The organism is Desulfobacter sp. (assembly GCA_028768525.1).
Classification (GTDB): Bacteria; Desulfobacterota; Desulfobacteria; order Desulfobacterales; family Desulfobacteraceae; genus Desulfobacter.
On sequence record CP054837.1, the window covers coordinates 4,209,964 to 4,224,971 of the forward strand.

Below are 15,008 nucleotides of genomic sequence, written 5' to 3' on the forward strand. Positions count from 1 at the left end.
CCATGCGGATATCCTTATCGCTGAAGGTATTTGTCCTGTTTTCGTCATTGACTGCCATGACCCTTATCCTCAGCCTGGTATCCTATTCCGGGTACAGGGAGAGCCAACTGGCCAACGAGCGGATTTTTCTTTTTAAGGATTTTGTTACCCAGATCGGAAATCTGCAGTCCTTGACCCGGATGATCAATGCCGACCAGAATGTTCGGCAAAAGAAAGCGTTTAAGGAGGAACTGGGCCGCACGAAAAAGATTGCCCAGGATATTGTCAACATGGGCCAGGCCTTTCCGTCCACCGTGGGAAAACGGCTGGCCGGACTGCCCGCCCTAATTGATCATTTTGACCAGGCCTTTTCGGAATTGAGCCAGAAATATGAGGCCTGTATAAATGCCCCGTATGTGAACCGGCGGCTTTTTAAAACGCTGCAGGAAAAAAGCCGGGGGATAAAAGGGATGGATTTTCAATCTTTTTATGAGGTTGTCAATGAACTCTGGCTTTCAGGTGTGCGCATCCATCATGCACATGATATCTCCATGTTTCCTGAACTGAAAAAAATGACGGCCCGCCTTGAAGAAATAACCGGTGACCCTGTTCTGCTGGGACCGGTGCAAAAGATCGTTAAAAACCTTGAAATGGACTATATCAATTACCTGGCCGTCAAGAACCGGCAGGCGTTCTTGACAAATACCGCCAGCCATTTTTTCGGGGTGGCCAATGAGGCCATTGACGATATTGTGCGCCAGAACCGGAAACGGCAGCATCTCCATTATCTGGCCATTGTCTGTGTCAGCCTTCTGGCCATTTGCCTCAACCTTGGGTTGTGGGTTGCCGCGTCCGGGTATTTCCGCCGCTTCATCCGCTCCCAGAAGCAGGCCATCACGGCGATTGAGACAGAGGACGAGGAATACGGATTCCCTTCACCTTCAAGGGATGAAATCGGCGATCTCTCCCAGGCGATGAAGGGGCTGGCCCAAAGCCTTTTCAGGAACAGGGAGCGGTACAGGGCGTTCATTGACCAGGCGGCCGATGCCGTTATTGTGACCGGAATGGACGGACGTATTATTGATGTGAACGTCAGGGCCTGCGAGAGTCTTGATTTTTCAAGGCAGGCGCTTTTGAAGATGAATGTGGCGGATATTGATATTGCCGCGGATAAAAATGGGCAGAAAGCAATCATCCGGGAAATTATGTCCCAGAATAAGATCGTAACCTTTTATGGCCTTCAAAGGAAGAAAAGCCTGGAGACCTTTCCCGTGGAAGTCCGTATCGGCATGTATGAAACCGATGAATACGACAATATCGAAGGGCGGATTGAGATACCGGAGGGGCGGGTTTTCATCTCCTTTGCCAGGGATATTTCAGAAAGAAGAAAGGCTGAGCAGGCATTGAAGGAAAGCGAAAAAAAATACCGGTCCATGATGGAAACCATGCAGGATCCGGTTTATATCTGCGCCCCCGACTTTACCATTACCTATATGAACCCGGCCATGGTCAAGCGGGTCGGCTATGATGCCACTGGGGAAAAATGCTACTCTGCCCTGCACAGCCGTACCACGACCTGTCCCTGGTGCCGGTATGATAAGATTTTTGATCACCAGCACTACACCATGGATGTGGTGAGCCCCAGGGACGGAAGGGCCTACCTGGTGTCCAGTTCCCCCATATCCCAGCTGGACGGCTCCCTTGCCAAACTCACCATTTACCGGGATATTACCCAGGTCAAGCAACTGGAATCCCAGCTTCAGCAGTCACAGCGGATGGAATCCATCGGGACCCTGGCAGGGGGGATCGCCCATGACTTTAACAATATTCTTTTTCCCATTATGGGCCATGCTGAAATAATGCTGGAGGATATCCCCGGGGACAGCCCTTTGAAAGAAGGCCTCAATCAGGTGTATCAGGGGGCTTTAAGGGCAAAGGAACTGATCAAGCAGATACTGGCATTCTCCCGCCAGGACGCGGGGGATGTCACCCTTGTCACCATGCAGCCCATAATAAAGGAGGCGTTGAAACTGATCCGGGCCTCCATACCGGCCACCATTGACATCTCCCGTGATATCAGCCCCGACTGCGGGGCGGTCAAGGCCGATCCCACAAAGATCCATCAGATTATAATGAATCTGTGTACCAATGCATACCATGCCATGGAAGAGACCGGGGGAGAGCTGAAGGTGGCACTGGACACGGTGACCCTCGAGGGCGCTGGTTTATTGACACCCACCATGAAGCCGGGGGCGTATAACTGCCTGACGGTTTCAGATACAGGGATCGGCATGGACAGGCTTGTTGCGGGTAAAATCTTTGACCCCTATTTTACCACCAAGGCCCAGGGAAAAGGAACGGGAATGGGGCTCTCTGTGGTCCATGGCATTGTCAGCGGGATGGGGGGCGCCATAAAGGTCCACAGCGAACCCGGAAAGGGCACCCGGTTTCATGTTTATTTTCCCGTTGTCGACACCCTGCCGGGGGATGCAGATGCAGCGGGGCCGCCCCCTGTTCCGGGGGGGGATGAGCGTATCCTTCTGGTGGATGACGAAGAAAGCATCATCAGGCTGGTCCAGCAGGTACTTGAACGGCTCGGTTACCATGTAACGGCAAAAAACAGCAGCATCGATACCTTAAAGCTCTTTCAATCCGACCCCTTTATGTTTGACCTGGTCATCACCGACCTTGCCATGCCGAAAATGCCGGGGGACAGGCTGGCCATTGAATTGCTGGCAATCAGGCCGGACATCCCCATCATCCTGAATACCGGTTTCAGTGACCAGATGAGCAGCGAGTCCGCCCGGAAGATGGGGATCAGGGGGCTGCTCATGAAACCGGTGATCAAAAGCGACCTGGCAAAGATGATACGGAATGTGCTGGACGGAGAAGGTGAATAAACCGGGCCTCATTTCAGGGGCCTCATCCCGTGCTTTTTCAACCGGTAATTGAGAAGCTGGAGTGAGATCCCCAGCCTTTCGGCCGTCCGGGTCAGGTTCTGGTCGCAGGCGGCCAGGGCGGTTTCCAGTTCCTGGGACTCGCAGGCGGATGCAATGGCGCGGCTGTCGATGCCGTATTTTCTGATGCGGTAATGGAGCAACTGCCGGGAAATGCCAAGTGTTTCGCAGGCTGTTTTTATTTTTCCGCCGGCCTCCTTCAGCGCCCGGTAAATGACCTGCTTGTCTGATTTTTCCCCTTTGCTGCCGTCTTTTGTTTCTTCCTTTTGGGCCGGCAATTCTGGGGGCCCGGGGTCTTCCACGGGTGCCGCCGGCTCAATTTGTTCCGGCGCCGGGGCAGCGTCCGGGGCGGGGGAAAACAGCTGCTTCTGGGCATCAAGGAAAAGGGGGGCAACGGTTCTGAAATAGGGGGCCACATGTTCGATATCCATTACATCGGCCTGGTCCAAAAGGTTCATTGCCCCTTCTATGACATGCCCCAGTTCCCGGACATTCCCGGGCCAGTCGTAATTGTAGAAAAGGGCCATCACCGCTCTGGAGACCGAATCCACACGGCGGTTGAGCCGGCGGTTGAACCGGTCCAGAAAATGCCGGGTGAGCAGGCTGACATCATCTTCACGGTCCCTGAGGGGCGGCAGTTTGACCATGACCACGGCCAGCCTGTAAAACAGGTCCTTCCTGAATCTGCCCTTTTCGCAGAGGATGGTCCGGGGCGGGGTGCTGGTGGAGGAAATGATCCGGATATCAATGGGGATTTCTTCCAGTTCTCCCACCCGCCGTATTTTCTGTTCCTGGATGGCCCTGAGCATCTTGGTCTGCAGGGAGATGGGCATGGAGTCTATTTCATCGAGAAACAGGGTGCCTCCGTTGGCCTGTTCAAAGAGCCCCTTCTGGTCCATGGCACCGGTAAAGGCCCCTTTCCGGGTGCCGAAGAGCAGGCCTTCAAAAAGGTTTTCCGGGATGGCGGCGCAGTTGACGGCAACAAAGGCGTACTCCCGGCGGGGGCCGGCATTGTGGATGGACTGGGCGAACATTTCCTTTCCTGTGCCGGTCTCGCCGCAGAGCATCACGGCGGATGCCGATGCCGCGGATTTCCGGGCGGTGGTGATGGCGGCAAGATGCTGCTTTGCCCCCCCCTTTATATGGCTGAATGTATACCGGGTCTTTTTTTTGAATTCCTTCACCGGTTTGGGCGGGTCGGGTGCCACCAGTGTTTTGAGTACCTTATAATCCTTGAGCAGACTGATGCAGCCCACCATCCGGCCGTTTTTCCGGATGGGGTAAATACTGTTGATGCTGTTGACCACCACGCCTTCGTTGGGTTTGTAACTGATGAATTCCTGGCTGATGGGGCGCCCCCGGGCCAGGCACCTGAATGTCAGGCTCTCTTCCTTAGAGAGATCGTAGACATCGGTTACTTTCTTTCCTATAACCTGCTCCGGGGCCAGGCCGTCGATGATACCGTGGAACCGGTTGTAAAAAACGATTTCTCCTTTTTCATCCACGATCAATACCCCTTCGTCGATCTGTGACAGGGCTTCAAGGATCATCTCATTGGAAATATCCAGTGCTTTGGGACTGGCATAACCGGAGAGTTCTTTTTTCATTCTGCCGCCTCCCCCAATTTAAGGATCAGGAGTTAAAAAAAAGACAATGGATCCCTTTAGTATAAAAAAGGACAATTTTCAATATTTTAAATTTTCTTTTTTATATTTTTAATATGGGGGAGATTTCGCATCTTTGTTTCGCAGGCCCTGTACCATGGGAACCCTTGCCCTGCCAGTATTCGGGCCGCATATCGTCCGTGCAATTGCCGCGGCAGTGCCGCAGCAATTGCGCGCTGGGTGTTATGCCTCTTTCATGAGATCCAGCCGCCATTCCAGCGACGGACTGAAATTTTCCTTTATGGTCCTGGGGCTCATCCATCTTGAGATGTTCTGTTTGCTGCCCACCTTTTCGTTGGTGCCCGAGCCCCTTCCTCCCCCAAAGGGCTGCAGCCCCACAAAGGCGCCGGTGGTTTTATCATTGAGGTAGAGGTTGCCGGCGGAGTAGGCCAGGCGGGATTCCATATATTCAATGGCTTTCCTGTCCCGGGCAAACAGGGCGCCGGTGAGGGCGTAGTCCGAGGTGGATTCACAAAGATCCAGGGCATCTTTAAATTCCTCATCACCATAAAGGTATAGGGTCACCACCGGGCCGAAGATCTCCTCTTCCATGGTTTTGAAATGGGGATCCGTGGTGAGGATGACCGTGGGATCGATGAAATATCCTCTGGTATCGTCACAGTTTCCCCCGAAGATAATCTCTGCATTTTCTGATTCCCTGGCGCAGTCGATATAGGCGGCGATGGAATCGAATGCGGCCCGGTCGATGACCGCTCCCATGTAGTTGGTGAAGTCCGCCACGTCCCCGGCCTTGACATGGGCCAGTTCCGTTTCCAGTTCGCTGCGGAGTGCCGGCCACATGGATTCCGGGATGTACCCCCTTGATGTGGCCGAGCATTTTTGTCCCTGGTATGAGAAGGCGCCGCCGATGATGGCCTGGGCCACGCTTTTGGCCGGTGCCGAGGCATGGGCGAAGAGAAAGTCCTTGCCCCCGGTTTCCCCCACGATTCTGGGATAGTTTTTATAGGTTTCCAGGTGTTCCCCCACATATCTCCAGAGCGTGTTGAAGGTGGCGGTGGATCCGGTGAAGTGGATGCCGGCCAGATGGCGGTCCTCCATGACCATGGGCCCCACAAGGCGGCCCGGTCCGGGCAGAAAATTGATGACCCCGCCGGGGAGGCCGGCCTCCCGGAGCATCTGCATGAGGTAATAGTTGGAGAAAATCGCGGTTGAGGCGGGTTTCCAGACCACGGTATTGCCGGCCATGGCCGGGGAGCAGGGCAGGTTGCCGCCGATGGCCGTGAAGTTGAAGGGGGTCACGGCAAAGACAAAGCCTTCCAGGGGACGGTATTCCATCCGGTTCATGGTGCCGGGGACACCGCCGGGCTGGTCTTCCAATATCTGCCGGGTAAAATAGGCGTTGTACCGGAAAAAATCCATGAGTTCACAGGCGGCATCGGCATCTGCCTCGTAAACGGTTTTGCTTTGTCCCAGCATGGTGGCGGCGTTGAGGATATGGCGCCAGGGGCCGGAAATCAGTTCTGCCGCCCTGAGGAAAACGGCCAGCCGGTGTTCCCAGGAGATGGCGGCCCACTCCTTCTGGGCCTCCACTGCCGATTGGATGGCCAGTTCCACCTCCCTTGGCCCTGCCATGTGGTAGGTCGCCAGGACATGGGCGTGGTTGTGGGGGATGACGCAGGTGCCGGTGTTGCCGGTCCGGATCTCTTCTCCGTTAATGATCAGGGGAATCTCAATGGGGGCCGCTGTCATGGCCGCGATCTGTTCTTTGAGCGCAGCCTTTTCCGGACTGCCGGGGAGATAGGGTAATACGGTTTCGTTTTCGGGACGCTGGATGGTATAGATGCCGTTGGACATGGGGCCTCCTTTTTTAGGATTGAATGATTTGCTTTCATCCATACCAGAATAATGCTATACAAATAAAATTCATAATATTCACTGTGATTTTGAAGAAAATTCATAAGGACGGCAATGGATGGACCTCAATAAACTCAATACCTTTTATACCCTGGCCCGGACAAAAAATTATTCCAAATGTGCTGAAAGGCTCTTTGTCACCCAGTCGGCGGTAAGCCATGCCATCAAGGCCCTGGAACAGAGCATCGGGCTGGCATTGACGGAGAAGCGGAAAAACGGATTCGCCCTGACCCCGGAGGGGGAGGTGCTGTTTAAAAGCTGCCGGTCTATTTTTACCGAGGTGGACAGGGCCCGGGAGCGGCTGTCGGACCGGCAGAGCATTCCCGAGGTGATCCGGCTGGGGGCGCCGGTGGAGTTCGGCATCAATGTGGTGGTCCGGCATATGGCGCCCTTTCTGGACGCACATCCACGGCTGCATGTGGATTTTACCCTGAGCCACCGCCTGCTGTCTCCCCTGCTGGAGGATGAACTGGACCTGATCATCGACTGCCGCCCCCACAACCGCCCCGGCCTGGTCCAGATCCCGCTGCTCCGGGAGGACTATGTGGTGGTGGCCTCACCGGCTTATATCGCGGCGCATGGGATTGATTCCGTGGGGGATCTTGAGCATTGCAACCTGATTTCACTGGATAAGGAGATGGGCTGGTGGCAGAATTTTATCCAGGCCCTGCCGCCGGAGCCGCCGGTACGGTTCGGCAGGGTGACCCGGATCAATCATATCCGGGGGATCATAGAGGCCTGCCTGGCATCGGTGGGGGTGGGGTTTGTGCCCAGGTATGCGGTGGCGGCGGACCTGGAAACCGGCCGGCTGGTCCCCTTGTTTCCCCATGTGGATGTCCTCAGGGACCAGATCGGTATCTATTATAAAAAACGGGTGGCGGCCCGGCCGTCTGTGGCGGCGCTGACCGGGCACCTGCAGGAGATTCGGTTCTGAATGGGTCTATTGGGGGGCGATCCAGCCTGCCGGCATCCACCTTTTTGACATTTGACAGTTCTTTTGCTGCGCTTCGACCTTAAATTTTTTGGCGTTCACTTCTTTTGGCCCTGGTCCCTGGGAGAGCAGTTCTACCGGGCCGTGCCTGCAGGACCGGGGTGTAACTGAAATTCGGGCTCAGAACGGTTTCCATGTTCAGGTCTTTGTTGCGCACGGCTCATCCTTTTGTTTTTTGCAACCCTATCCCAGGTGCGTGGGTTTTCTACTGTCTTGGTGCGGCTGCCTCCGATGCCGGTTCATCAGGGCGTGTCCCCGCATCTTTCCAGGTATTCGTCGCTGAAATCGGTCCGCAGCTCCACCCACATGGGCAGGTGGTCTGACATCTTGTAAGTCCGCCAGGTGTCAAATGATGAGCGTGTTGCCCCCATTTCAGCTTTGTAGACCGGGGCATCCGAGTGCCGGTACACCTCCTGGAAGAAATCAAACACACCGGCGGCAAGAATGTCCAGCCTGGCATATCCGCGGCTGCGGTCCGGTTCCCAGAAGGCAATCTGGTCATAGGTCCTGTCTTTTTTGACATTGGAGCCGGGAATTTTTTTCAACTCTTTTGGAACAATAAATCCGTTGTTTTCCAGGGCCGCCATGGTTTCGTGTGTTTTGCTGATGATGTTGAAATCACCCAATACCCCCATCAAGGTGCGGTTCTCCGGATCTTCTTCGTATTCCTGCCTGGCACGGTCCCCCAATGAGGTGGTCAATGCCCTGATCTCAGCCTTTCTCTGTTCAAGCAGCCTTGGGTCGTCGTTGTCCCCAAAGTAGATATGGACGGTGCAGAAGACCAGTTTCAGCCATCCCGCCTGGAATGACACGATGTAGGGGGATCTGGCAAATTGTTTGAATGAATCATCTATGGAGCCCCCGGGAAACCGGACCCCGTATTCCTGGCTGGCGGTGGATTCAATGGCGGTGCCAGGAAATTCAAGGGCCGCCATCCCGGTTTTCGGCCGTTCAATGAGGGAGTTTTTTTGTACGCTGAGGGCGCATCCTTCGGGAAGGCTCAGCGCACATCCCCGGGGGAGCTTGATTTCCAGGTCCCGGTCCAGTTTAACCTTTGACCCGCTGGTTTTGGTCCTTGCCTTATATTCGCCCGAGAGATCTGTATTTTCCGGCAGAAGAAGGGTGCAGCCGTTTTTAAGCAATACCCGTTCACCGAATGAGGCCGGAATCTTTGCACCGCCGGGCAGGGTGAGTTCGCCTGCAATATGTCTGAAAAATGCTTTTTTCTGGTTGAAAAGGAAAACCATTCTTTCCCCGTTGCCGGAATGGCCCGGGGTGACATCGCTTGCCAGGTAATCCCAATCCGGTCCGAGGATTTTTAAAAGGGTGTTGAATTCTTCCAGGTCCTGCCTGACTTCCTGCAGGGCGACGATGTCGAACTGAGAAAGGATTTCCGCAATATAGTAAAGGGATTCATAATCCCTGCCCCCATGCTTGTTTCCGCCGAATTCACGGAGGTTCCAGGTGCAGATGCGCACGGATTTTGAACGGTCCCCGGCAGACCCGCTCTCCTTTAAGTGTTTGGCCAGGGAGGCCCTCAATGCGATCAGGCGCTCCACCGTTCGTCTTCTTTTTGCATCGCCCCGGTTCTTTGAGGCCAGTCTGGTATAAAACGGCATCTGATTCTCCTTTCTTCAGGTTCGATCCAATGGCATCTGCGGTGTGCCGCAGACAGCGCCTAGGTCCCTTCCAGGGTGCCGATGACGGCGGTATAGAATTTACAGGCATCTATGATCTGGCGTACCTCGCAGTTTTCGTTGACCATATGGGCCAGTTTGTACTCCCCGGGGCCGAACCCGATGGTGGGGATGCCCATGGCCGTGGTGGTGACGGCATTGGTGCTGAAGTCCCAGTAGTCCAGTTGAGGATCGGAACCGAACAATGCCCGGTGGGCCCTGACGCAGGAATGGAACAGGGGATGGTCCTTGTCGATTTCCCAGGGCATGTGGATGGGCTCGTAATGAATCTCCATTCCGGTCCAGCTTTTTCGGGTCAGGGTTCCGATCTCCCAGTCAGCCTTTTTTCCGGCAACGGCGGCCGTCATCTCTTTTTCAACGGTTTCCCTGTTTTCCCCCATGGAAAGCCGCCGGTCCAGGTAAATTTGGCATTCAAAGGGAACGGCGTTCAGGGAGGCGCTTTTACTGCAGATATCCGATGCCACGATGGTGCCGGAGGTGTCCGGTGCCGCCAGCAGGGCATTGCTTGTATCCTCGATGCGCTTAATGATCTGGGCCATTTCATAGATGGCATTCACCCCTTTTTCCGGGGCGGACCCGTGGGCCGAGACCCCCTGGGTTGTGATCTTGATCTGGGCCTTGCCCTTGTGACCGGTGACCAGTTTATTCCCCGAGGGTTCGCAGATCATCATCCGGTCGGGCCGGATATTGAATTCTTTAAAGAGGTGCTTGAGGTTTTCGCCGTCGCAGTCCTCTTCCAGTACGGTGCAGGAGACATAGAGGGTTTTATCCTTGAGCAACTCCAGCTTTTTGGCCGCAGCACCGGCATAAACGGAGGCTGCGGCCGCTGATTTCATGTCCACCGACCCCCGGCCGTAGAGCCTGCCGTCAACAATATTTCCGCCAAAGGGCGGGTGGTCCCACTGGGATTCTTCGTCCACCCGCACCGTATCCACATGGGAATCAAACATGATGACATGGCTGCCCGAACCCATCCGGCCCAGCACATTGCCCATGGCATCAATTTTCACCTCATCGTAACCCAGGGCTTCCATCCTGGCTTTGATATGGTGAATGACCTCTTTTTCCTCTCCGGAGTAGCTTTGGATCCTCACCAGTTCCTGTGCAAAGGTAACGAGTTCCGGCTCCATGGCATTCACTGCGGTATTTATCTGATCCATCTGGCGTCTCCTTTAAATTAACCCCACCCGCTGGTTGAACCGGGTGATGAGGGCGTCAATTTCATCGGCCTTGGCAAATGTGGCGCCCCAGTATTCGTCGTGGTCGTACCACTGGGCGTTGAGGGTCTGGGCATCTTTTCCCTGCTGCTCCACCCAGGTATAGTATTTCAGATTGTGGATGGCCTTTTTATCGTAATATGAGAGTTCTTTCATCTGGTCAATGGTAACGTCGTCAAGGCGCTGGATGTCCATGCGGGCATCGATATGGTTATAGGCGCCCAGGCCGTCGGCCAGTTCGGCCAGCCGGGACCCGTAAAGTTCCATGGAATCCGTGGCAATGGAGACAATATAGTCTTTTTCCGTCAACTCATGGTATTTGGCAAATTTTACCGCCGCAACCATATTGGCGATGCCTGAAATGCCCAGCAGGTCCAGCCGGTCCGCCAGGTCCGGGTCAACCCCCTTGTCCGCAAGGGCCTGCCGCCCCTTTTCCTCGTTAAAGAGCCTGAGCAGCCGCATGGGCAGTTCGTCGTCCACAGCCACCACAAAATCGGTCTCTTTGCAGTCGTGGACCCAGGGCACATGCTTGTCCCCGATGCCCTCGATGCGGTGGCCGCCGAATCCGTTATTGAGCAGGGTGGGGCATTGGAGGGCTTCGGCCGCGATGAGTTTTGAGCCGGGAAATTGTTTTTTCAGGTAGTACCCTGCGGCCAGGGTGCCGCCGGAGCCCGACGAGGAGACATAGCCGGCAAACCTTCCGTCCCCGGGCATCCGGTGGTTGAGCACCTCCTGGACGGCACTGCCGGTGACGGTGTAGTGCCAGAGGGGGTTGCCCAGCTCGTCAAACTGGTTGAAGATGGTAAGATCGTCCCCCGAGGCCCTCAGCTCCCCGCATTTGTCAAAGATCTCCTTGACATTGGACTCGCAGCCCGGGGTGGTGATCACCTCTCCGGCAATCTTGTCCAGCCATTCAAACCGTTCTTTGGACATCTCTTCGGGGAGGATGGCCACGGCATTGGCGGACAAAAGCGCTGAAATATAGGCCCCGCCCCTGCAGTAATTGCCCGTGGACGGCCATACCGCCTTGGTGGCCTGGGGATCGAACCGGCCCGTGACCAGGCTGGGGGCAAGGCACCCGTAGGTGGCGCCGACCTTATGGGCCCCGGTGGGAAACCATTTGCCCGTCATCATGATGATATTGGCCCGGCAGCCTGTGAGTGCCGGGGGCAGCAGGATGTGGTTGGGGGCGCCGAAAAGGCCGTTGGCGGCCGTGGGGGCGTTCTTCCAGGTGATCCTGAACAGGTTGGCGCTGTCCAGATCCCATAGGCCGGTTTCCTGCAGCCGCGCCTTAATTTTTTCCGGCGCCTTTGACGGGTCCTTCATCATGGCAAAGGTGGGCAGGACAATATTTTTTTCCCTGCAGAATGCGATATTCTTTTCCAGCACCCCTTGGTTCACACTCAGGTCAATCACGTTTTTATCTCCTTTGCTCCTTGTTGGCGCGTCTTTCGTTTCCCCGTTTGCACAAGGCGGGGCAGCCGCCGCATGGACTTATTTTTTAGTCTTCAGGGGCCCCTGCCCCCCGATAAAGTTTAAAATCCAGTCGAATCCCAGCAGCATTAAGGCTGTATCGTCTTTTTTCACGGTCTTTATGCGTTTTTTGGGCAGTTTAAACCGCTTGAGAAAACTGCTGTCAAAAACAAACCGCCGGAAGGAATCCATGTTATAGCTGGCCATGTAGGCCATGTTTATGGTGGGATTGTCGGCCCCGGGGACGCCCGGGGGGGCCTGGCTGTAAAGCAGGGACGCCGCCCGTGCCCAGGCGCTGTTGTATTTGTTATACATTGCCATGCCCTGGTCTTCCATCCATTGGTCCGCCGTCCACGCCTCTCCCCTGCCATGGCCCTTGCAATGGTCATGGCGAACCAGGAAGGCTGTGATTTCGAACCCGTCATCGCCGGTCCCGTGGAGGGCCGGTTCCAGGGGGTAGGCCCGGCAGGAATAGGGCCTGTTTTCATAGACGGTGCAGCCGTTTTCCGACAGAAAAGGACAGGGGCGTCCCTCTTTATCGGTCATTTTCATCATTACAGAGGGAAAATTGGGATTGTCCCTGAATGCGGTGACGGTGTGGGTGACGAGGAATTCCTCGGATCCCATGCCCAGGTGGTGCTTGAGGCGGATGATATCATAGGGGTAGAGCAGCATGTCTGCATCGTGGCAGCAGCGGGTGAAGCAGGGGACGGTGTCATTGCAGATGAAATTAAAGGTGTCCTTGCCCAGGGGGCTGCCGTGGGCGGCTTCAGGCGAATTGTTCTTCATGGTACCTCTGTTTAACCTTGGGTTTATCTGTTCTGGTCCATACGGGCGCAACTGCCCGGCAACCGGATTTTATCTACCTGTCATCGGTTTAAATGTCCATTTTTTTTTGCACACAGACCCGGGATATCGGGTTTTCCTTGATCCCGTATCTGGAATTCTGTTACTCTGCGAAGAGTCACCCAATATGGATAAACTTAACGGAGGCGTTCAATGTCCTTTCTGATCCGGATGATATGCATCCTCGCCGTTATCGGTGCCGCCTGCACGCCGGTTGAATGTCGGGAAACCCTGACCCTTGGCGTGGATGATGATTTTGCCCCGTTTTCATTCTCAAAAGAGGGCCGGCCTGCAGGTATTGATGTGGACATCGCAAGGGAACTGGGACGGCGTATAGGAGTTGAGTTCGACATCCGCCTCATGCCCTGGAAACGCCTGCTGACCAACCTGAAAAAAGGCCAGCTGGATGCCGGCATGTCCCTTTTTAAAACCGATGAACGTGAATCCTATGCCATTTTCACCCACCCCATCCATTACAGCACCTTTGTTCTTTTTGTGGAAAAAGGCAGAGAGTTCAATTACACCACTGTCAGTGACCTTTACGGAAAAAGGATAATGATAGAAGCCGGCTTTTCGGTGGGGGATGAGTTTGACCGTGCCGTGGCCGCCAGAAAAATACAGATCCAGGAAGTCTTTAAATCCGCAGGCGTATTCCAGTTTCTTATCAAGGGCAGATATGATGCTTTTGTGAACAACCTGGAGGTCACCCTCTATAAATTGAACAACGACAGCAAGCTGAGCAAATATGCCAGCCGGATCACCTACCTCCCCCGGCCGGTCAAAGCCCGGGGCGGCGCATATTTTGTACTCTCAAAACAGGGGCGTCTGAAAAACAAGGACGCCCTGTCCCGGACCATTGCCGGCCACCTCAAGGCAATGGAAGGCGAAGGCCTTTATTCGAAAATTACGGCGGCCCACCTGGGCCGGTCCGATTGATTGCCAGGATTTAAGGGGGGCAAGTGATCGAATTTAAACAAACCGACCTTGTTGCCTCTTTTCTGGACGCATCCGGCCGACCGGTTAAGCGGGTACAGCAGGTCCGGACAGATCCGGTCACCTTGACTCAATGCAGGATCACCCCGAGCCGGGCCCTTGAAAACGAACGGGGAACCGGGATGCTGCATCCGCCGCCCAACGCAGACTTGGATGAAACAAAATGCCCCTTCTGTGCCCCGAATCTTGAGGCAATGACCCCGTGCCTTGCGCCTGAGATAAGCAGGGCCGGCCGGATGTACTACAGGGATTCCATCCTTTTTCCCAATCTGTTTCCCTACACCGAATGGTCCGCCGTCTCTCTTTTTGACAATACCCACCATGTTGAGATCGGTACGGCGGAGCCGGCGGTTTACCGGGACAGTTTCATCAATTGTTCCCAATATCTGAGCCGTGTCATGGAAACCGATACCGATGCCGTTTACATGTCCATCACCCAGAACCATCTGCCCGGCGCCGGCGGTTCCCTGGTCCATCCCCATCTCCAGGTCCATGCCACCCGGCAGATATCAAACCGCCACAGGGCCCTGGCAGACCGGGCCGCAGCGCACCTGGATAGATACGGGACCTGTATCATCTCCGATCTGCTTGATGCTGAGAAAAAGGCCGGGCAAAGGTATATCGGCAGTACCGGATCCTGGGAGTGGATTGCCGCCTTTGCCCCGTCGGGCTTCTATGAAATCTGGGGGATTTGCGTCCAGGCCGCCTCCCTGCGGAACCCTGATGCCCATCAGGTCTGGGAGGATCTGGCAAAAGGGGTGCTCAATGTTCAGAGATTTTATAGGAGCCTGAACAGAAATGCCTACAACCTTGCCCTTATCTCAGTGGAAACAGGGCCTGTTTGTCCCAGCCTCAGGGTGTCGCTGACGGCCAGGCCCAGTTATGCCCCCTGGGTGAGAAGTGATTTTACGGGATTTGAAATGGCTTCCGGCGAAATGGCCACCTTTACCCTGCCCGAATCCGTGGCCGAGACGGCCGGGCGGTTCTGGCAGGGTGGTTGACGCCGCTGCACCCGGGTTCAGCCCCCGGCCAGGGGACCGTACAGGGTGAGCACCCCTTCCGATGTGATGGCCGCGGACGTTTCCAGCCGCCTGTTTTCGCTGCCGCTTTTAAAGGAGATCATGGGAACCAGCAGGGGACTGATGTGCTGCCCGGCCAGTATCTCTTTGACGGTGGTGCCCTCTGCCACCTGAATTTTGCAGGATTCAGGCCTGGGGTCTCCGTTGTCCCGGAAGATGCACAGCAGGCTCTCGGAGAGGCGCAGGGTGATGGTAATCATGGCTCCTCCTTTGAAATAATGAAGTGGCGCCCGGCCC

General features: G+C 55.3%; 11 protein-coding genes. 4 read left to right on the forward strand and 7 right to left on the reverse strand.

Going from position 1 to position 15,008, the window contains the following annotated elements:
- The first annotated feature begins 2 nt into the window (after nucleotides 1-2).
- Entirely contained in the window at nucleotides 3-2,879 is a 2,877-nt protein-coding gene (locus HUN04_18695; GenBank protein WDP91618.1) for a PAS domain S-box protein, read from the forward strand.
- Nucleotides 2,880-2,887: 8 nt separating this feature from the next.
- Here the strand turns inward: HUN04_18695 and HUN04_18700 are convergent, their stop codons facing one another.
- Nucleotides 2,888-4,543 (reverse strand): sigma 54-interacting transcriptional regulator, encoded by a 1,656-nt coding sequence (locus tag HUN04_18700; GenBank protein ID WDP91619.1) that lies wholly within the window; start codon nucleotides 4,541-4,543, stop codon nucleotides 2,888-2,890.
- A gap of 240 nt (nucleotides 4,544-4,783) precedes the next feature.
- Nucleotides 4,784-6,415, reverse strand: a complete 1,632-nt coding sequence (gene pruA, locus HUN04_18705) for an L-glutamate gamma-semialdehyde dehydrogenase (GenBank protein ID WDP91620.1) — start codon at nucleotides 6,413-6,415, stop codon at nucleotides 4,784-4,786.
- Nucleotides 6,416-6,533: 118 nt separating this feature from the next.
- Between pruA and HUN04_18710 the strand changes: the two genes are divergently transcribed.
- Entirely contained in the window at nucleotides 6,534-7,409 is an 876-nt protein-coding gene (locus HUN04_18710) for a LysR family transcriptional regulator (GenBank protein ID WDP91621.1), read from the forward strand.
- A 299-nt stretch (nucleotides 7,410-7,708) separates the two neighbouring features.
- On the opposite strand, the gene HUN04_18715 is transcribed toward HUN04_18710, so the two are convergent.
- From HUN04_18715 to HUN04_18730, 4 genes are all read right to left on the reverse strand, one after another.
- A complete protein-coding gene (locus HUN04_18715; protein WDP91622.1) occupies nucleotides 7,709-9,085 on the reverse strand; it encodes an endonuclease/exonuclease/phosphatase family protein in 1,377 nt (458 codons plus the stop codon).
- Nucleotides 9,086-9,144: 59 nt separating this feature from the next.
- The gene (locus tag HUN04_18720; protein WDP91623.1) at nucleotides 9,145-10,323 is read right to left on the reverse strand and encodes a YgeY family selenium metabolism-linked hydrolase; all 1,179 of its coding nucleotides are present in this window, start codon (nucleotides 10,321-10,323) and stop codon (nucleotides 9,145-9,147) included.
- A gap of 12 nt (nucleotides 10,324-10,335) precedes the next feature.
- The gene (locus HUN04_18725; GenBank protein WDP91624.1) at nucleotides 10,336-11,796 is read right to left on the reverse strand and encodes a pyridoxal-phosphate dependent enzyme; all 1,461 of its coding nucleotides are present in this window, start codon (nucleotides 11,794-11,796) and stop codon (nucleotides 10,336-10,338) included.
- Nucleotides 11,797-11,874: 78 nt separating this feature from the next.
- Nucleotides 11,875-12,642 (reverse strand): YkgJ family cysteine cluster protein, encoded by a 768-nt coding sequence (locus tag HUN04_18730; GenBank protein ID WDP91625.1) that lies wholly within the window; start codon nucleotides 12,640-12,642, stop codon nucleotides 11,875-11,877.
- Nucleotides 12,643-12,852: 210 nt separating this feature from the next.
- On the opposite strand from HUN04_18730, the gene HUN04_18735 reads away from it, so the two are divergent.
- Both HUN04_18735 and HUN04_18740 read left to right on the forward strand, forming a co-directional pair.
- Complete coding sequence (locus HUN04_18735; protein WDP91626.1) at nucleotides 12,853-13,635, forward strand: amino acid ABC transporter substrate-binding protein; 783 nt, start codon at nucleotides 12,853-12,855, stop codon at nucleotides 13,633-13,635.
- 23 nt (nucleotides 13,636-13,658) lie between these two features.
- Nucleotides 13,659-14,693, forward strand: a complete 1,035-nt coding sequence (locus tag HUN04_18740) for a galactose-1-phosphate uridylyltransferase (protein ID WDP91627.1) — start codon at nucleotides 13,659-13,661, stop codon at nucleotides 14,691-14,693.
- Nucleotides 14,694-14,710: 17 nt separating this feature from the next.
- On the opposite strand, the gene HUN04_18745 is transcribed toward HUN04_18740, so the two are convergent.
- Entirely contained in the window at nucleotides 14,711-14,971 is a 261-nt protein-coding gene (locus HUN04_18745; protein ID WDP91628.1) for a hypothetical protein, read from the reverse strand.
- Nucleotides 14,972-15,008: the final 37 nt, after the last annotated feature.